General features: G+C 70.9%; 18 protein-coding genes. 13 read left to right on the top strand and 5 right to left on the bottom strand.

The features are described from left to right. Complete coding sequence (locus ACWGKQ_RS09655) at positions 1-267, bottom strand: PLD nuclease N-terminal domain-containing protein (RefSeq protein ID WP_453291328.1); 267 nt, start codon at positions 265-267, stop codon at positions 1-3. Positions 268-378: 111 nt separating this feature from the next. Between ACWGKQ_RS09655 and ACWGKQ_RS09650 the strand changes: the two genes are divergently transcribed. Next, positions 379-846 carry a DUF3515 family protein gene (locus ACWGKQ_RS09650; RefSeq protein WP_453291327.1) on the top strand — a complete coding sequence of 156 codons (468 nt, stop codon included), beginning with the start codon at positions 379-381 and terminating at the stop codon, positions 844-846. Positions 847-991: 145 nt separating this feature from the next. Here ACWGKQ_RS09650 and ACWGKQ_RS09645 read toward each other — a convergent pair whose 3' ends face one another. Beyond that, positions 992-1,543 carry a TlpA family protein disulfide reductase gene (locus tag ACWGKQ_RS09645; RefSeq protein ID WP_453291326.1) on the bottom strand — a complete coding sequence of 184 codons (552 nt, stop codon included), beginning with the start codon at positions 1,541-1,543 and terminating at the stop codon, positions 992-994. 63 nt (positions 1,544-1,606) lie between these two features. On the opposite strand from ACWGKQ_RS09645, the gene ACWGKQ_RS09640 reads away from it, so the two are divergent. The 8 genes from ACWGKQ_RS09640 (at position 1,607) to ACWGKQ_RS09605 (ending at position 8,532) form a co-directional block, all read left to right on the top strand. After that, entirely contained in the window at positions 1,607-3,058 is a 1,452-nt protein-coding gene (locus tag ACWGKQ_RS09640; RefSeq protein WP_453291325.1) for a menaquinone biosynthesis decarboxylase, read from the top strand. After that, a complete protein-coding gene (mqnP, locus tag ACWGKQ_RS09635; protein WP_453291324.1) occupies positions 3,055-3,957 on the top strand; it encodes a menaquinone biosynthesis prenyltransferase MqnP in 903 nt (300 codons plus the stop codon). Before ACWGKQ_RS09640 ends, mqnP begins: the two co-directional genes overlap by 4 nt. Positions 3,958-4,018: 61 nt before the next feature. Next, complete coding sequence (locus ACWGKQ_RS09630) at positions 4,019-4,687, top strand: UbiX family flavin prenyltransferase (protein ID WP_453291323.1); 669 nt, start codon at positions 4,019-4,021, stop codon at positions 4,685-4,687. 97 nt (positions 4,688-4,784) lie between these two features. After that, the gene (locus ACWGKQ_RS09625; protein WP_132787112.1) at positions 4,785-5,240 is read left to right on the top strand and encodes an Lrp/AsnC family transcriptional regulator; all 456 of its coding nucleotides are present in this window, start codon (positions 4,785-4,787) and stop codon (positions 5,238-5,240) included. Positions 5,241-5,282: 42 nt separating this feature from the next. Further along, complete coding sequence (mqnE, locus tag ACWGKQ_RS09620) at positions 5,283-6,446, top strand: aminofutalosine synthase MqnE (protein ID WP_453291322.1); 1,164 nt, start codon at positions 5,283-5,285, stop codon at positions 6,444-6,446. 452 nt (positions 6,447-6,898) lie between these two features. Continuing rightward, entirely contained in the window at positions 6,899-7,423 is a 525-nt protein-coding gene (locus ACWGKQ_RS09615) for an N-acetyltransferase family protein (RefSeq protein ID WP_453291321.1), read from the top strand. Positions 7,424-7,524: 101 nt separating this feature from the next. Beyond that, positions 7,525-7,854 (top strand): DUF4229 domain-containing protein, encoded by a 330-nt coding sequence (locus ACWGKQ_RS09610; RefSeq protein ID WP_453291320.1) that lies wholly within the window; start codon positions 7,525-7,527, stop codon positions 7,852-7,854. Between the two features lie 39 nt (positions 7,855-7,893). Continuing rightward, positions 7,894-8,532, top strand: coding sequence for a TetR/AcrR family transcriptional regulator (locus ACWGKQ_RS09605; protein ID WP_453291319.1), 639 nt, complete (start codon positions 7,894-7,896; stop codon positions 8,530-8,532). Between the two features lie 13 nt (positions 8,533-8,545). Here ACWGKQ_RS09605 and ACWGKQ_RS09600 read toward each other — a convergent pair whose 3' ends face one another. Further along, complete coding sequence (locus ACWGKQ_RS09600) at positions 8,546-9,847, bottom strand: DUF6716 putative glycosyltransferase (RefSeq protein ID WP_453291318.1); 1,302 nt, start codon at positions 9,845-9,847, stop codon at positions 8,546-8,548. 196 nt (positions 9,848-10,043) lie between these two features. Beyond that, entirely contained in the window at positions 10,044-10,901 is an 858-nt protein-coding gene (locus tag ACWGKQ_RS09595; protein WP_453291317.1) for a MaoC family dehydratase, read from the bottom strand. Between the two features lie 474 nt (positions 10,902-11,375). Here ACWGKQ_RS09595 and ACWGKQ_RS09590 point away from each other — a divergent pair, with 474 nt between their 5' ends. The 3 genes from ACWGKQ_RS09590 to ACWGKQ_RS09580 all read left to right on the top strand — a co-directional run bounded on the left by ACWGKQ_RS09590 (position 11,376) and on the right by ACWGKQ_RS09580 (position 15,687). Then, complete coding sequence (locus tag ACWGKQ_RS09590; protein WP_453291394.1) at positions 11,376-13,280, top strand: AMP-dependent synthetase/ligase; 1,905 nt, start codon at positions 11,376-11,378, stop codon at positions 13,278-13,280. A gap of 203 nt (positions 13,281-13,483) precedes the next feature. Further along, positions 13,484-14,467 carry a DUF1259 domain-containing protein gene (locus tag ACWGKQ_RS09585; RefSeq protein ID WP_453291316.1) on the top strand — a complete coding sequence of 328 codons (984 nt, stop codon included), beginning with the start codon at positions 13,484-13,486 and terminating at the stop codon, positions 14,465-14,467. Between the two features lie 11 nt (positions 14,468-14,478). Beyond that, positions 14,479-15,687: a cytochrome P450 gene (locus ACWGKQ_RS09580; RefSeq protein ID WP_453291393.1), complete on the top strand. Its 1,209-nt coding sequence runs from the start codon at positions 14,479-14,481 to the stop codon at positions 15,685-15,687. A 36-nt stretch (positions 15,688-15,723) separates the two neighbouring features. On the opposite strand, the gene ACWGKQ_RS09575 is transcribed toward ACWGKQ_RS09580, so the two are convergent. After that, complete coding sequence (locus ACWGKQ_RS09575; RefSeq protein WP_453291315.1) at positions 15,724-16,452, bottom strand: TetR/AcrR family transcriptional regulator; 729 nt, start codon at positions 16,450-16,452, stop codon at positions 15,724-15,726. 103 nt (positions 16,453-16,555) lie between these two features. Between ACWGKQ_RS09575 and ACWGKQ_RS09570 the strand changes: the two genes are divergently transcribed. After that, a complete protein-coding gene (locus tag ACWGKQ_RS09570) occupies positions 16,556-17,446 on the top strand; it encodes an NmrA family NAD(P)-binding protein (protein WP_453291392.1) in 891 nt (296 codons plus the stop codon). Positions 17,447-17,461 lie beyond the last annotated feature (15 nt).

Below are 17,461 nucleotides of genomic sequence, written 5' to 3'. Positions count from 1 at the left end.
TCAGTCGGTGCGCGGGTCCTCCGGCTTCAGGGACTTCAGGAACTCCGGGTTGTCGTCCGGCGCGACCCACTGCTCGCGCGGCTGCCGGCTCCTGCCCGCGATCAGCCAGGCCACCGGACCGACCAGGACCTCGCCGAAGAGCAGGATGACGAACACCCACGCCAGCTTCGGCAGCGCGCGGACCTCGCCCTCGGGGGTGTTCAGGCAGTCCACGAAGGCGTAGATCCACAGCGCGAGGACCAGCAAGTAGGGCAGATACCTGAGCATGGCGGCCAGACTAGCGGGTGCCCGGGGCCGTCCATCGGCAGCCGGGCGGCATCATGGTTCTCCTCGTACGGGAGGGGGCCGGCGGTGGCGGGGCGATCGCGCAGGAGGCGGGTGGCGGCGGTCGCGCTCGCCGCGGGTGGGGTGCTGGCCGGTGCCGGACTGGTGGCCGGGTCGCTGGACTCGCCGGTGTTCGGGCTGGCGCAGGGGCCGTTCGCGAAGGACCCGGGGTGCGGGCGGCTGGCCGACCGGTACCCCGACCGGCTCGGGGGCGCCACGCGTGACCGGGTGTCGTTCGCGGGGCTCGCGGTGTGGGGCCACGGGACCGTGGAGCTGCGCTGCGGAGTGAACCCGCCGGGACCGACCACGGACGCCTGCGTCAGCGTGGACGGCGTCGACTGGGTGTGGCGGGAGACGGCGGGGGACGGCCGCAAGAAACTGGTCACCTACGGCCGCAGCCCCGCCGTGGAGGTCTCGGTGAGTGACTCCGTGGCGGGCCTCGACGCGGTCCTCGTGGACCTGAGCCACCTGGTGGCGCCCATCCGGGAGGGAGCCGAGTGCCTTGCGGACAACGGTCGTTGACCGGGCGCGCCACAAAGGCACGTTGCCGTAGCGCCCCTTCAGGGGCGCGGGGCTGTATCCATATGCGGCTCCGCCGCGTGGGCGCGACGAGCCACGGACCACCGGCAGTCGCCGTCGTACGGAACCGCCCCGCCCCTCGGGCGTGCTACTCCGCCAGCAGCGGCCGGGTGATGGTGCGGACGTCGGCCTCGGTCAGCGGACTCAGGTACGTCGCGGCGATCTTCCCGTCCCGGTCGATGAAGAGGGTGTACGGCAGCGCCTGCGGCAGGTACCCCTTCGGCAGCCGGACCAGCTTGCGGCTGCCGGGATCGTGCAGGCTCGGATAGGACAGGGCGTGCTGGTCCTGGAACGCGCGCCCGCTGTCCCGCCGGGCATCCGTGTCCACCCCGAGGACCTGGACCCCCTTCGCTGCCAACTCCCGCTGCGCCTTGGACAGTTGCGGCGCCTCCGCCCGGCAGGGCCCGCACCAGGACGCCCAGACGTTCAGCACGACGACCTTGCCGCGGTAGCCGGCGAGGCTCACCGCCCTGCCGTCGAGGCTGCTGCCGGTGAGGTCGGGCGCCGCCTTCCGGTCGGCGGCCGGCACCCGGGTCAGCGGGGAGACGGGCGAGCCGCCGGCCTCCCGCGGCGGCGCACAGGCGGCGAGCGCAGTCAGGAGAAGCAGGGCGAGCAGCGGTAACCGGCGATGACGTCTCACGGCCGACGAGTATGCAGGGGGCGGTGACCGGGCCCGGACCCCGGGTGGCCGATACTGGGACACATGGCTTACGACGATCTTCGCTCCCTGCTCCGGGCACTGGAGCGCGAGGGAGACCTCAAGCGTGTCAAGGCCGAGGTCGACCCGTATCTGGAGGTCGGGGAGATCGTCGACCGGGTGCAGAAGGCCGGCGGACCGGCCCTGCTCTTCGAGAACGTGAAGGGGTCGAGCATGCCCCTCGCGATGAACGTGTTCGGCACCGACCGGCGGCTGCTGAAGGCCCTGGACCTGAAGTCGTACGGCGAGATCTCCGAGAAGATCGGCGGCCTGCTGCGCCCCGAGCTGCCGCACGGCTTCGTCGGCGTGCGCGAGGCGTTCGGGAAGCTCGGCGCGATGACGCACGTACCGCCGAAGAAGATCAAGGACGCTCCGGTGCAGGAGGTCGTCCTGACCGGCGACGACGTCGACCTCGACCAGCTCCCGGCGCTGTTCACCTGGCCGCAGGACGGCGGCTCCTTCTTCAACCTGGGACTCACCCACACCAAGGACCCCGAGACCGGCATCCGGAATCTGGGCCTCTACCGGCTCCAGCGCCACGACAGGCGCACCATCGGCATGCACTGGCAGATCCACAAGGACAGCCGCAACCACTACCAGGTGGCGGCACGCAGGGGAGAGCGGCTCCCGGTCGCGATCGCCTTCGGCTGCCCGCCCGCCGTCACCTACGCCTCCACCGCCCCGCTCCCCGGCGACATCGACGAGTACCTCTTCGCCGGGTTCATCGCGGGCAGGCGGATCGAGATGGTCGACTGCAAGACCGTTCCGCTCCAGGTCCCGGCGAACGCCGAGGTCGTCCTGGAGGGCTGGCTGGAGCCGGGCGAGATGCTCCCCGAGGGCCCCTTCGGCGACCACACCGGCTTCTACACCCCGCAGGAGCCGTTCCCGGCGCTGACCATCGACTGCGTGACGATGCGCAAGCGCCCGCTGCTCCAGTCGATCGTCGTCGGCCGCCCCCCGACGGAGGACGGCCCCCTCGGCCGCGCCACCGAGCGCTTCTTCCTCCCGCTCCTGAAGATCATCGTCCCGGACATCGTGGACTACCACCTCCCCGAGGCCGGCGGCTTCCACAACTGCGCGATCGTCTCGATCGACAAGAAGTACCCGAAGCACGCGCAGAAGGTCATGCACGCGATCTGGGGGGCGCACATGATGTCCCTCACCAAACTGATCGTGGTCGTCGACTCCGACTGCGACGTCCACGACCTGCACGAGGTCGCCTGGCGGGCCCTCGGCAACACCGACTACGCCCGTGACCTCGCGGTCGTCGAAGGTCCCGTCGACCACCTCGACCACGCCTCCTACCAGCAGTTCTGGGGCGGCAAGGCGGGCATCGACGCGACGAAGAAGTGGCCCGAGGAGGGCTACACCAGGGACGGGGGCTGGCCGGAGATGGTCCTGTCGGACCCGGATACGGCGGCGAAGGTCGACCGCCGCTGGAAGGAGTACGGCCTGTGAGTTCCGCCTCCGCAGCCCTCCCGCAACCGGGACGGACGAAAGCCTTCCTGCGCCTGGTGATGATCGAGCACTCGGTCTTCGCGCTGCCCTTCGCGTACATCGCCGCGCTGACCGCGATGTTCGAGCTGGACAAGAACGTCCACTGGGGCCGGCTGCTCCTCGTCACGATCTGCATGGTCGGCCTGCGCACCTTCGCGATGGCCGTCAACCGGATCATCGACCGCGAGATCGACGCCCGGAACCCGCGCACGGCCCACCGGGAGCTGGTCACCGGTGCGATGAGCGTGAAGCACGCCTGGACCGGCGCGCTGATCGCGGTGGCGGTGTTCCTGGGCTCGGCGGCCCTGCTGAACCCCCTCTGCCTGGCGCTCGCGCCCGTCGCCGTGATCCCGATGGTGGTCTACCCCTACGGGAAGCGGTTCACGAACTTCCCCCAGGCCATCCTCGGCCTCGCCCAGGCCATGGGCCCGATCGGCGGCTGGCTGGCGATCACCGGCGAGTGGTCCTGGGACGCGGTGATCCTCGGCCTCGCCGTCGGCATCTGGATCGGCGGCTTCGACCTGATCTACGCCTGCCAGGACGTCGACACCGACCGCGAGATCGGCGTCATGTCGGTCCCGGCCCGCTTCGGCATCCCGGCGGCGATCTGGGGCGCCCGGGTGTGCCACGCGGCGACGACGGCGCTGTTCGTCTGGTACGCCTTGGCCACCCACGCCGGCGCGTTCTTCTGGCTGGGGCTGGTGATCGTGGCAGGCGCCTTCGTGTACGAGCACAACATCGTCCGCCCGCACGACCTCTCCCGCCTCAACCGCGCCTTCTTCAGCGTCAACGGGTTCATCGGCATTGCCCTCTTCGTGTGCGCACTGCTGGACCTGCTGGTCCGGGGCCTGAGCGTCTGAGTACCGTCGGTCACCGCGGACCCGTCCTGAACTCGCCGGGTCGCGCCGGTACGCTCAAGATGTGAACGCAGGAGAAAAGCAGCGCGTGCCTTGGATCGTGGGGGTGTCCGGGGCGTCCGGAACGCCGTATGCCGCTGCTGTGCTGCGTGCCCTGCTGGACGCGGGGGAGAGCGTCGACCTGGTGGTCAGCCGGGCCTCGCGGCTCACCCTGCTGGACGAGACCGGGATCTCCTTCCGGGACGCGCACTGGAAGGACGACCTGGGGGAATGGCTGGCTCGGGGGGCCGACGGCAAGCCGGGGACCTTCCGGACCGACCTCGCACGGGTGCGGTACTGGAGCGCCGGGGACCTGGCCGCCGGGCCGTCCTCCGGGTCGTACCCGACGAAGGGCATGCTGATCGTGCCGGCGTCCACCGCCGCCGTCGCCGGGGTCGCCCTCGGCCTCTCCAAGGACCTGCTCCAGCGGGCGGCCGGTGTCACCCTGAAGGAGCGCCGCCCCCTCGTCGTCGCCGTCCGCGAGACCCCGCTGAACGGCCAGACCCTGCGCCACCTGGTCGCCCTGGACGACCTCGGGGCGGTCGTCGTCCCCGCCTCACCCGCCTTCTACGCGGGCGCGACCCACATCCAGGACCTGGTGGACTTCGTCGCCGGACGGGTGCTGGACGCGGCAGGCGTCCGGCACCGGCTCTACCGCCGCTGGGAAGGGGACCTCGGCGGCGGAAGCAAGTAGCACCACCCCTCCCGGTGCCACCCCGGTACCACCTCGGCACCACCTCTGCACCACCTCTCATCTACTTCGGGAAATTTCAGCGGAAGGCTTCGATCGCATGGACGCCGTGGACAGGCAGCTCATCCAGGCCCTGAGGGAGAACGGCCGGGCCTCGTACGCGGAGCTGGGCCGTCTCGTCGGACTGTCGGGACCCAGCGTCACCGACCGCATCAACCGGCTGGAGGCGGCCGGGGTCATCACCGGCTACCGCGCCACCGTCGACGCGGCCTCGCTCGGCCTCGGCGTCATCGCCCTCATCGGCATCTCCCTCTCCGACGCGGCCGACCACGAGGACGTGGCACAGCGGCTGCGGGACCTGCCGGAGATCGAGGACTGCTGGTTCATCGCCGGCGACGACTCCTTCATGCTCAAGGTGCGCTCCACGGACGTGGACGGCCTGGAGAAGACCATCCGGCGGCTGTCCGGGACCAAGGGCGTCTCCCGGACCCGTACCACGATCGTGCTGTCCACGAAGTGGGAGAACCGGGTGGGGGAACTTCCGGAAGAGGTCTAGGCGTACGGTTGGGCAGGCTGTCGTAGAAAGGGCTGTGAGGGTATGGACGTCGGGCTCAAGCGTGAGCTGGAGGAGAAGGTCAGGGCCGGTGAGCGGCTGACCCGCGAGGACGGCATCGCGCTGTACGAGTCGGACGACCTGGCGTGGCTCGGCGGCCTCGCCCACGAGGTGCGGACGCGGAAGAACGGCGACGTCGTCCACTTCAACGTCAACCGCCACCTCAACATGACGAACGTGTGCACCGCGTCCTGCGCGTACTGCTCGTTCCAGCGCAAGCCGGGCGAGAAGGACGCGTACACGATGCGCATCGAGGAGGCGGTGAAGCTCGCCAAGGCGATGGAGGGCGAGAACCTCACGGAACTCCACATCGTCAACGGCCTGCACCCGAACCTGCCGTGGCGCTACTACCCGCGCTCGCTGCGCGAACTGAAGGCGGCCCTGCCGAGCGTCTCGCTCAAGGCCTTCACGGCCACCGAGATCCACCACTTCGAGACGATCTCCGGTCTCTCGGCCTCCGAGATCCTCGACGAGCTGATCGACGCGGGGCTGGAGTCCCTCACCGGCGGCGGTGCGGAGATCTTCGACTGGGAGGTCCGGCAGCACATCGTGGACCACCGCACCCACTGGGAGGACTGGTCCCGGATCCACCGCCTGGCGCACGAGAAGGGCCTCAAGACGCCCTGCACGATGCTCTACGGCCACATCGAGGAACCGCGTCACCGGGTCGACCACGTCCTGCGCCTCCGCGAACTCCAGGACGAGACGAACGGCTTCCAGGTCTTCATCCCGCTGCGCTACCAGCACGACTTCGTGGACATGAAGGACGGGAAGGTCCGGAACCGGCTCCAGGCCCGGACCCAGATGGCGACCGGCGCGGAGGCCCTCAAGACCTTCGCCGTCTCCCGGCTCCTCTTCGACAACGTCCCGCACGTCAAGGTCTTCTGGGTCATGCACGGCGTCCAGACGGCACAGCTGGCGTTGCAGCACGGGGCCGACGACATGGACGGGTCGGTCGTCGAGTACAAGATCACGCACGACGCGGACAACTACGGCACGCCGAACAAGCTGACCCGCGAGGACCTCCTCGACCTCATCCGCGACGCGGGCTTCCGCCCGGTGGAGCGGAACACGCGCTACGAGATCATCCGCGAGTACGCCGGCCCAGACCCGGAGCGCAGGGAGTCCCCGCAGCCGATGCGCGTCTGAGGCACGGCCCCTTGCCCACCCACCACCCGACTCGGCAGGCAAAAAGGTGGCCGCAGGGTGGGCACGCTCCCCGGCGTCCGCAGGGCGAGGCTGCCGTGATCAGGGGAGAAGAGAAGGTTTGCTGGGGGTCGTACTTCTGCTGCGGGTGCGTGGGGGTTGCTCGCGCAGTTCCCCGCGCCCCTGAAAAGCAGGGGAGCGCCCGTTCTTTTAGGGGCGCGGGGAACTGCGCGACCAGCCACGACGGCGCCGCAGCCGACGACCCACCGTCGGCCCCCCCAGGCTGGGAAGAAGCGGTCGGCGAAGCGCCCCGTCAGGGGCGCGGGGCTGTATTGATTTGCGGCTCCGCCGCGTGGGCGCGATCGACCCTCGCCGGCCCGCAGTCGGCAACCGGTCCGCGGGCCTACGGCGGAAAGTGACTCCACACCCCTCGCCGTAATAGATACCATCCACCCATGCCCCTTACCTTCACCCTCGACCCCGCCGTCACCCCCGCCCTCCGCGACGGTGTCCTCGGGCTGTGGACGGACGTGACGAATGCCGGAGGCGCCGTCGGCTTCGTCGCCCCCGTGAGCAGCGAGGACGTCCGGCCGGAGCTGGTCAGGCATCTCGCCGCCATGGCCGAAGGCCGTCACCGGCTCCTCGTCGGGCACGACGCGGCCGGCGAGGTCGCCGCCACCGCGTTCTTCTCCTTCAACACGCACCGCCTGATGAAGCACTGGGTGTGGCTGTACACGGTGATGGTGCACCCGAGGCACCAGGGACAGGGACACGGCCGCGACCTGCTCGCGGCCGCCGCCGACGCCGCCCGCGGTTTCGACGGCATCGACGCGATACGGCTCGGCTGCCGCGGCGGCCTCGGCCTGGAGGACTTCTACGGCTCCTGCGGATACAAGGAGGTCGGCCGGGTCCCCGCCGCGATCCGCGTCGCCCCCGGCGACGACCGCGACGACATCACCATGCTGCTCCCGCTGACCTGACCGTCTGACCTGACCGCCCGACCTGACCCCGCTGCAAGATCGGCGGCACGGCGTGCTTCACTGGTCGGTGCCCCTTTTCGTCATCGGAAGACTGGATTGAGATGCTCCGCTACACGCTGATGCGCCTCGGTATCTTCGCGGGCTGCCTTCTCGTCGTCTGGGGCCTCGTCTACGCCGGCGCGTTCCCGCGTGGCTTCGGCGACTCCAACCTCCTGTGGGTCCTGCTCCTCTCCCTCGTCCTGTCGGCGCCGATCAGCTTCGTCGTGCTGCGCAGGGAACGGGACCGCGCCTCCGTGCAGGTCTCGCAGCGGGTCGAGCGGATGAAGGCCAACATCGAGGCCAACCGCAGCCAGGAGGACGAGGCGGTCGACGAGGCGGAGCAGTCCCAGGCCCAGCCCCAGGCCTCGGGACAGGCCCAGGCCTCCTCCTGATCGGCTCCCGCGCCCGCGGCCCCAACTAGGCTTTGCCCCATGGGGACCGTCAAGACCAAGCGGATGCCGCGCGCGGTACGTGAGCAGCAGATGCTGGACGCCGCCGTGCGGACCTTCGGCCAGCGCGGCTACATGGCCGCGTCGATGGACGAGATCGCCGAACTCGCCGGTGTCTCCAAGCCGTTGGTGTACCTGTACCTCAACTCGAAGGAAGACCTGTTCGCGGCGTGCATCCGCCGCGAGGCCGCCGCCCTGACCGAGGCGGTCCGGGCCGGCGTCGACCGCGAACTGCCCGCCGACCGGCAGCTCTGGGACGGACTCGGGGCGTTCTTCACGTACACCGCCGACCACCCCGACGGCTGGTCGGTGCTGCACATCCAGGCCCGGACCCACGGCGAGCGGTTCGCCTCGGAGGTCGCGGCGATGCGCGAGGAGATCGTCGCGTTCGTGACCCAGCTCATCGTCGCCGCCGCCCGCGCCGCGCACCGCGATCCCGACCTGGGGGAGGGCGAGGTGGCGGGCCTCGCCGAGGCCCTGGTGGGCGCCGCCGAGTCCCTCGCGGCCTGGGCCAACGCCACCCCGGGAGTGACGGCACGTCAGGCGGCCGCGACCCTGATGAACTTCGCCTGGGCGGGCCTGGGCAGCCTGATGGAGGGCCGGCCGTGGTCCCCGCCGTGACCGGGCCGCCCCGTCAGACGGAACCCCAGCGGCGCAGGGCCGGCGCCAGCCGCTGATGGCCCACGCGGTACAGCTTCTTGGCACCCCGCCTGGTGACCGCCCGTACGGCCTTCTTCACCCGTCCCGTCCCGCCGCCGCCCGGCGGCACGGGCAGCGGGCGGCCCTGCTCGTCGAAGCCGTTGTTGCGGAGGATGCCGCCGAGGTAGATGCCGGCGTTCTGCGGTGTGTAGTACGGGCGCAGCGGCGGCAGGGGCTGCAGCGGGTCGGCGGCGCGCAGCGCGGCGATGCGGGCGCGGGCCGCGGTGTACGGGTCGGTCTTGCCGATGCCGTGTGCCGCCGCCCATTCCGGGTCGGGCTGCGGGAGCGCGCCCGCGTCGATGTCGTCCCAGGAGGCCAGGCAGCCGGAGTGCACGAAGTAGTGGTTGCCGTGCGCCTCGCGGACGCCGAAGTCGGTGAGGATCGCGGTGGGTATCCGCCGGTGCATCGCCTCCAGGGCGGCCGTCGAACTCACCGTGACCAGCAGGTCGGTGCGGTCCAGCACCTCGGCCATGTTGCCGTAGACGAGCTGGAGGTTCGCGGGCACGGGTTCGGCGAGGCTGTCGACCAGCTTCTGGTACGGGTCCCGCTCCTCGTGGGTGGTCTGCTCGCCGGGCCGGCTGCGCAGCTTGACCAGCACGAGCCGGTCCGGCTGGAGGCGGGCGTGGGCGGCGGCGCGCTCCAGGAGCCTGAGCCGGGACGCGCGGTCCTTGGGCACGGACGGCTGGGCGGCGAAGGTGACGGTGAACGGCCGGTCGGCCGAGGGCCGGTAGGGGTCGCCGCCGAGGAACGGCAGGGCGCACTCGACCACCGAGCCGGGGTCGACGTCGACGCTCGCGAAGACGGAACGGAAGCGCTGCGTGTCGTGGCCGGAGTTGGCGAGCACGAGATCCGTGCCGGCCCGGGTCATGAGACCGTCGACCATCTTCTCGTAGACCACGCCGACGTACCCGCTGACCGTGACCGGCCGGCGCCGCCGGCCCTCCCAGGCGAGCCCAAGGCTGTGGACGAGCGCCAGGACCGTGCCGCCGAGGACCGCCAGGACGACGATGTCGGCGTCGGCCAGCTCCTCGTCGTCGACCAGTTCGGCGGCGCGTACCTCGCGCCGGGTGTCGGGCTCGATGCCGATCTCGGCGAGCTGCCGTTGGGTGGGCGTGGACCGGCCCCGCAGGAAGTACGCGTCCAGCGCGTGCTCGGGGGCGATCTGCCGGGCCACCGATGCACCCCATTTCCAGCGGGTGTCCGAGTCGGCGATTACTGCGACGCGTCTGGGAGGCATGCTCGGTGCCCTTCGTACAATGGATCACATAAAGTGAGCAGAGGCTAAGGACGCATTCTTGGCGCAGCATTAGGGATTCCTTCACGGATCCTTGGACAGCCTGGGTGTCCCGTGTGAGGAAAGCCCCGGCCACCCCTGCCACCTGCGGATCCGCAACGGCATGACAGGATCCGCACAGAAGGGCGAAACACAGTCTTTATGTGTTTTTGGCGGATCGCCGGGCAACGCGAGGGCCGACGACGCCCTCCACATGCACCCGGTTCCCGCTCCGCAATTGAAAACGACCGCCCTCGGCGGCGTATTCGACCGTGCCCGGCAGCAGTACCGGTGCCCGGAACTCCGCCCGTACCTCGGCCGCCTCCGGCACCCCGTGCGCGGCGAGACACCGGGCCACCGTCCACATGCCGTGCGCGATGGCCCGGGGGAAGCCGAAGAGGCGGGCGGTGAGCGGGTGCAGATGAATGGGGTTGCGGTCCCCGGAGGCGGCCCCGTACCGCCGGCCGACGTCTCCCGCGATCCGCCACTCCTCGACGACGGGCAGCGGTTCCGGCGGCTCGCTCCCGGCCCTCTCACCGGTGTACTGGGTGCGATGCCGCGCCAGATACGTGCTCCGCGACTCCCATACGACGTCCTCGCCGACCCGGACCCCGGTCACCACGGTGGCCTCGGTGCCCCGCCGGTGCGGGCTCAGCTTCTCCACATGGACGGCCATGTCGTACGTCCCGTCCGCGGGCAGCTCGGCATACCGCTCGATCTCGATGGAGGTGTGCACCAGCCCCAGCAACGGCAACGGAAACTCCCGCGCACTCATGAGCCGCATGGCCAGCGGAAACCCGAGCACATGCGGATAGGTGACCGGCAGCCCGTCATCACCGGTGGCGAAACCGCAGACGCGCTCGTAGGCGGCGAGCTTGTCGAGGTCGGGCCGGACGCCGGGAAGGAGGAGACGGGTACAGGGGAACGAGGCACCGGCACCCGGCCTCTTGAAGGGCGACCGCAGCGCGCCGACGGCGAGCAGCGGGCCGAGAGAGGGGGCCCGGTCAAGGACGATCACAGAGGTTCACCTTTCAATTCCGGCGACGAAAGCGCCCCGTCAGGGGCGCGGGGAACTGCGCGACCAGCCACACACGACCCGCACGTTGAAACGGCGCTCACGCCCCCCAGAAAAACTCTCCCCCATGTCGCCCAAGTCCTGACTCTGGAGTAAGGTTACCGTAGGTAAGCCTATGTCGCAGCTGTCAACCACCCGGAAACGGGCCGAACGTGAAGGACCCTCACGTAACCTCCGGGATTGCACAGGCCCGTCCCCGGACAACCCCCGAAAACCCACAAGCCCGCCACAGCGGCCCCGTACGATCTCCAGCCTGAACCGCCGGTAACCCCTTTCCGAGGGCCGGTGCCGGTGAACGCCTCGGTGCGCGAGGCACGTACGTCATGCAGCAAGCAGTTCACCGCTGCGCGCCCGAGGAGCCGCCCCGTGTCCACGTCCTCTTATCCGAACGCCGCCCCCGTCTCCTCCGGCGCGGCGATCCAGGCCACGGACTACGACGGGAAGCCGATCCTGGTCGAGCCCTTCGTCCAGCGGCTGGACGGGGTGGTGCGGGAGGCGTACGTACCGCCGTTCGCGCCGCCGGTACGGCACGGTTCGCTCGCCGACCTGCCGTTCGAGAACGCGGAGGCGGAGCCCGGCGCCGTGGTGCTCAGCCGCAAGTCGGCCGCGGAAGACGACCGTTGGGAGCATGTGACGGCGGCTCAGTTCGCCGAGCAGGTGCTGGCCGTGGCGAAGGGCCTGATCGCCGAGGGGCTGATGCCGGGCGACCGGATCGCGATCATGGCCCGGACGACGTACGAGTGGACGCTCCTCGACTTCGGCGCCTGGGCGGCCGGCCTGGTGACCGTGCCGGTCTACCCGACCTCGTCGGTCTTCCAGACCCGCTGGATCATGCACGACTCGGGCGCCGTCGCCCTGGTCACCGAGACCAGCGCGCAGGCCGCCGCGCTGGGCCCCGAACTCGACCGGCTGCCCGACCTCAGGCACCTGTGGGTGATGGAGAAGGGGCACGTGGACCGGCTGGCGGAGGCCGGCGCCCAGGTGCCGGACGCCGAGGTGGGCGTACGCCGCGGGATGCTGGGCCCCGACACCCTCGCCACCCTCATCTACACCTCGGGCACCACCGGCCGCCCCAAGGGCTGCGCCCTCTCGCACGGCAACTTCTTCGCCGAGGTCGACAACGCGATCGAACTCCTCTACCCGATCTTCAAGTCGCGCAACGACGAGGAGGTCTCCATCCTCCTCTTCCTGCCCATGTCCCACGTCTTCGGCCGCATGGTGGCGATCGCCTGCATCCGCGCCGGGGTCCGCCTCGGCCACGCCCCCAGCCTCAAGGCCGAGGACCTGCTCCCGGACCTCGCCGCCTTCAGGCCGACCTGTCTCCTCACCATCCCCTACATGCTGGAGAAGGTCTTCAACACCGCGCGCGCGAAGGCGGAGGCGGGCGGCCGGGTCTCGGTCTTCGACCGGGCCACCGGGGTCGCCCAGCGCTACGGCGAGGCCCTGGAGGCCAAACAGACCGGCACCGGCAGCGGGCCCGGCCGCGCCCTGAAGACCGCCCGCACCTTCTACGACCCGCTCGTCTACCGCCGTATCCGCACCGCCATGGGCGGCAAGGTCCGCCACATCATCTGCGGCGGCTCCCCGCTGGGCCGCCGCCTCGCCGCGTTCTACGCCGGGGCCGGCATCGAGATCTACGAGGGCTACGGCCTGACCGAGACCACCGCCGCCGCCACCTGCACCCCGCCCCTCAAGCCCCGCCTCGGCACGGTGGGCTGGCCGATGCCCGGCACCAAGGTCCGGATCGCCGCCGACGGCGAGATCCTGGTCGCCGGCGAGCACGTGCTGCGCGGCTACTGGGACCCGGCGGCCGGCGGGGTCGTCCCGGCGACCCGGGACGGCTGGCTGGCCACCGGCGACCTCGGCGAACTGGACGACGAGGGCTACCTCACCATCACCGGCCGCAAGAAGGAGATGCTGATCACGGCCGGCGGCAAGTCGGTGGCCCCGGCCCCGCTGGAGAACTGGCTGCGCTCGCACCCCCTCATCTCCCAGGTGATGCTGGTCGGCGACGGGCTGCCGTACGTCAGCGCCCTGGTCACCCTCGACCGGGACGGCCTCACCCACTGGCGCCAGATGAACGGCAAGCACCCCGTGCCGCCGGAACTCCTGCTGGACGACGCCGAGTTGCGGGCCGTTCTGCAACGCGCCGTCGACGAGGCCAACAAACTGGTCTCCCGCCCCGAGTCCATCCGCCGCTTCGAGATGCTCGGCGTCGACTTCACCGAGGAGGCGGGGCATCTGACCCCCTCGATGAAGCTGCGCCGCGAGGCGATCATGAAGGACTTCGCGGCGGAGGTCGAGGGCCTGTACGCGAAATGATCCGCGGCCGTCGCGCGCAGTGATCCGCGGTCGTCTCTCGCGGTGGTCCGTGGCTGTCGTGCGTAGTGGTCTGTGGCCGTCCCGCGAAGCGGTCCGCGGCCTCGGTGTCCGGTGGTTTGCGTTGGGCCACCTGGCCCACCTGGCGCGATGGCGTCACAGGGACCGTCCAGGACCCGTGATTCCATCGCGCCAGGAGGTACACCATGGCCGACGACCGGCAGCAGGGCACCCACCCTCGACCGTCCACCACCCGGCGCCGCGTGCTTGCCGCGGGTGCTGTGGCCCCCGTCCTCGCAGGCGCGGCGACCCCGACCGCCCACGCGCTCTCCCGCGAACGCCCGCGCACCCTGGTCGAACCCGAGATGACCGACCTCGCCTACTGGACGGACGTGGCCAAGGCACTGGGACGGCCGGGTGACATGAAGCGGTACATGTACCACACCGGCCTGCCCCGCCGGGACCTCAAGGTGGTCTCCCGGGGTGTGCGGATCGAGACCTCGCTGGCCCTCGGCACCCACGTCGCCTTCGTCCGCTACAAGGACGGCGCCCATCTGCTGATGGGCGACGCCGTGGTCACCGAGCACGAACTGGACGGCTTCAGCGACGCCATCCTGGAGCACGGAATCGGGATCAACGCCGTACACAAGCATCTGCTCGCCCACCAGCCCGCCCTGTGGTGGCTGCATCTCCACGCCCACGCCCACGACCCGGTATCCGTCGCCCAGGGGCTGCGCGCGGCCTTCGACCGCACCGGCACCCCGCCCGACCAGCCGCCCGCCACCCCGACCCTCGACCTGGACACCAAGGGCCTCGACAGCGCGCTCGGCAGCAAGGGCGTCCAGGACGAGGGCATCTACAAGAGCGTCTGGGCACGTGTGGAGCGGATCGCGGACGGCGACATGATCCTGCCGCCCGGCCTCGGCTCGACGACCACCGTCAACTTCCAGCCGCTGGGCAGGGGGAAGGCCGCGGTCAACGGTGACTTCGTGATGACCGCGGGCGAGGTCCAGCCGGTCCTGAAGATCCTGCGCAAGGGCGGGATCGGCCTGGTGGAGCTCCACCACCACAACCTCTACGACGAGCCGCGCCTGTTCTTCCTCCACTACTGGGCGATCGGCGACGCCCTGCGGCTCGTGAAGGACCTGAGCGCCGCCGTCCACGCCACGAACGTGGTGCCGTTCTCGTGAGCGACCGACCGATGAAGGAGAAGAACGTGCAGGCGGTCAACTGCCCCTTCGGTTTCAGCGAATCCCTCGACTTCGACCCGACCCTGGCCGGCTTCATGGCGCGTGAGTCCCTCGGCACGATCCGGCTGCCGTACGGCGAGTCGGACGCCTGGCTGGTCACCAGGTTCGAGTCGGTGCAGCAGGTGACCACGGACCACCGGTTCAGCCGGGCCGGGATCATCGAGCACGACTATCCGCGGCTGACGGCCGAGCCGATCGTCTCCCCCGAGTCGATCAACGTGATGGACCCGCCGCACAGCAGCCGGATCCGGCACCTGGCCACCCAGGCCTTCACCGAGCGCCATGTGGACCGCATGCGGAGCCGCATCACCCTCCTCGCGGACCGGCTGCTGGACGGGATGGAGGCGGAGGGCCCGCCGGCCGACCTGGTCCGGCACCTGTCCAACACCCTCCCGCAGCACACGATCCTGGACCTGCTGGGCATCGAGCGCGCCGAGTGGCCCCGGATGGAGGAGGAGGTCCACCGGCTGCTGGTGCTCGGCGCGGGCAACCGGGACGTCGCACGGGCGGCCAAGGAGGACCTGACGGCCTACTTCACCGAGCTCGTCGCCGAACGCCGGAACAAGCCCGGTACGGACATCATCAGCGTGCTCGCGGAGGCACGGGACGGCGAGGACCAGCTCGACGACCGGGAACTGGCCGTCCTGGCACTGACCTTCACGCTCAGCGGCCAGGACACGGCGACCTGCCAGATCAGCAACATCATGTACCTGCTGCTGACCCGCCCGGAGCTCGCGGAGTACGTCCGCGCGCACCGGGAGAACCTCACGGACTGCATCCACGAACTGCTCCGGTACATCCCCTTCCGCAAGGGCGTGGGCATTCCCCGGGTGGCGCTGGCGGACGTCGAGCTGGACGGGGTGGTCATCCGGCGCGGCGACTTCGTGCACGTCTCGTACCTGACGGCCAACCGCGACCCGGACCGCTACCCGGACCCGCACGAGATCGTGCCCGACCGTGCCGGCGCCCCTCACATGACCTTCGGCTGGGGCGGCCACCGGTGCATCGCGGTCCCCCTGGCGATGGCCGAACTGGAGGTCGCCGTGGGCCGCCTCCTGGACCGCTTCCCCTCGCTCCGCCTCGCGGTGCGGCCGGAGGACGTCCGCTGGGACACCGAGACCATCCGCCGCTTCCCGCTGGAGCTGCCGGTGGCCTGGTAGGCCGTACGACCGGTCCGTACGGCGTGCGGCGGTATCTCAGGCGTCGGTGGCCAGCCGGTCCAGCCATTCCCTCAGCAGGTGTTGTTCGGCGCCGCTGAGGGTGGTCTGGTCGGGGAGGGAGGCACGCAGGGCGCGGGCGGCGCCGGCGGGGCCGGTGGTGCGTACGGCGGGCTTCTCGGTGGTGACGGCCGTGACCATCGCCTCGCGGAGGGTGGTCAGGAGGGCCGGGTCACGCTCGGCCTCCGGCATGGACAACCAGGTGAGGACGGCGCCGCGGGCCGTGGCGTGGATGACGTTGGCCGCGAGCGCCTCACCGACGCGCAGCCGGCCGCCGACGGCGAGCCGTCGGACCCGGCCCTTCAGGATCTCCAGCCCGGTCCGGAAGGCGGGCGAGTCACTGCGTGAGACGTCGCCGTACATGAGCGCGTACAGCGCCGGGTTCTCCAGCCCGAACCGGACCGCCAGGTCCCAGCTGTCCCGCAGGTCCTGGATCGGGTCCTCGGGATCCGGGACGACGCGCTTGCTCGCGAGGAACGTGGCGAAGCCGTGCTCGGCCACCGCTTCCAGGAGCCCCTCCTTGTCACCGAACAGCCGGTAGATGGCCGGGGGCTGGAGCCCCGCGGCGACGGCGACCGCGCGGGTGGTGATGGCGTCCCGCCCCTCGCGCTCCAGCAGCCCGATGGCGGCGTCGATGACGCGCTGCCGGGTGCCGGGGGCGGAGCCGGCGGCCGTGGCGGCGTTCGTGTCACGTGATCCCGATGGCATGTATCAACGGTATCGCGCACTTGATTCCATCGTTAGTATCGGTGTTATCGTATTCGTGTTTCCAATGTTATCGCCAATGTCGTCGCCATCGCTGGAGGGCATCGTGATCGTCGTGACCGGAGCCACCGGACAGCTCGGAAGCCGGATCGTGGAGCGGCTGCTGGACCGCATACCGGCCGACCGGGTCGGCGTCAGCGTCCGCGACCCGCAGAAGGCGCAGGCGCAGGCCCTCGCGGACCGGGGCGTGCGCGTGCGGCAGGGCGGCTTCACCGAACCGGCGGGCCTGGCGCACGCCTTCGAGGGCGCGACCCAGATCCTGATCGTCTCCGTCGACCGGATGGGCGAGGAGACCGTACGGCAGCACCGCACCGCCATCGACGCGGCCGTCGCGGCCGGCGCCCGCCGCATCGTCTACACCGCCCAGATGGGCGCGAGCCCCACGTCCCGCTTCCAGGCCTGCCGCGACCACGCGGCCACGGAGGAGGCCCTCGCCGCCTCGGGCGTCCCCTGGACCTCTCTCCGCAACGGCTTCCACGCGGCCAGCGGGCTCCACTTCCTCGCCGAGGGACTGGAGTCCGGAGAGGTCGCCCTGCCCGTCGACGGCCCGGTGTGCTGGACGGCCCACGCCGACCTGGCGGAGGCGGCGGCGGTGATCCTGGCCGACGAGGGCCGCTTCGAGGGGCCGACGCCCTCGCTGACCGGCTCCGGGGCGCTCACCTTCGCCGAACTCGCCGACCTGGCGACCGAGCTCACGGGCCGTACGATCAGCAGGACCACCACACCGGACGACACGTTCCGCGCGCACCTGGTGGACGGGGGCGTCCCGGCGGAGACGGCCGATCAGCTCCTGGGCATCTTCACCGCCGCCCGCGAGGGCGAGTTCGCGGCCCCCGACCCCACCCTGGCGAAGCTGATCGGCCGCGAACCGGTCGGCATGCGGGAGCTGCTGCGGCAGCAGCTGTCCGGAACCCGCGGGCGTCCGGACGCCTCCTGAGCGGGAGTTCCGCGC

The sequence above is a fragment of the Streptomyces sp. NPDC054770 genome (assembly GCF_053611985.1).
Note: the sequence above shows the minus strand (reverse complement) of the source record. Positions and strands in the feature narration are given on the sequence as shown.

What these genes read in the sequence shown, in the direction of transcription:
- ACWGKQ_RS09655 (WP_453291328.1), bottom strand. Translation starts at nt 267, where the DNA reads ATGCTCAGGTATCTGCCCTACTTGCTGGTCCTCGCGCTGTGGATCTAC.
- ACWGKQ_RS09640 (WP_453291325.1), top strand. Translation starts at nt 1,607, where the DNA reads ATGGCTTACGACGATCTTCGCTCCCTGCTCCGGGCACTGGAGCGCGAG.
- ACWGKQ_RS09625 (WP_132787112.1), top strand. Translation starts at nt 4,785, where the DNA reads ATGGACGCCGTGGACAGGCAGCTCATCCAGGCCCTGAGGGAGAACGGC.
- mqnE (WP_453291322.1), top strand. Translation starts at nt 5,283, where the DNA reads ATGGACGTCGGGCTCAAGCGTGAGCTGGAGGAGAAGGTCAGGGCCGGT.
- ACWGKQ_RS09615 (WP_453291321.1), top strand. Translation starts at nt 6,899, where the DNA reads ATGCCCCTTACCTTCACCCTCGACCCCGCCGTCACCCCCGCCCTCCGC.
- ACWGKQ_RS09610 (WP_453291320.1), top strand. Translation starts at nt 7,525, where the DNA reads ATGCTCCGCTACACGCTGATGCGCCTCGGTATCTTCGCGGGCTGCCTT.
- ACWGKQ_RS09605 (WP_453291319.1), top strand. Translation starts at nt 7,894, where the DNA reads ATGGGGACCGTCAAGACCAAGCGGATGCCGCGCGCGGTACGTGAGCAG.
- ACWGKQ_RS09600 (WP_453291318.1), bottom strand. Translation starts at nt 9,847, where the DNA reads ATGCCTCCCAGACGCGTCGCAGTAATCGCCGACTCGGACACCCGCTGG.
- ACWGKQ_RS09585 (WP_453291316.1), top strand. Translation starts at nt 13,484, where the DNA reads ATGGCCGACGACCGGCAGCAGGGCACCCACCCTCGACCGTCCACCACC.
- ACWGKQ_RS09580 (WP_453291393.1), top strand. Translation starts at nt 14,479, where the DNA reads ATGAAGGAGAAGAACGTGCAGGCGGTCAACTGCCCCTTCGGTTTCAGC.
- ACWGKQ_RS09575 (WP_453291315.1), bottom strand. Translation starts at nt 16,452, where the DNA reads ATGCCATCGGGATCACGTGACACGAACGCCGCCACGGCCGCCGGCTCC.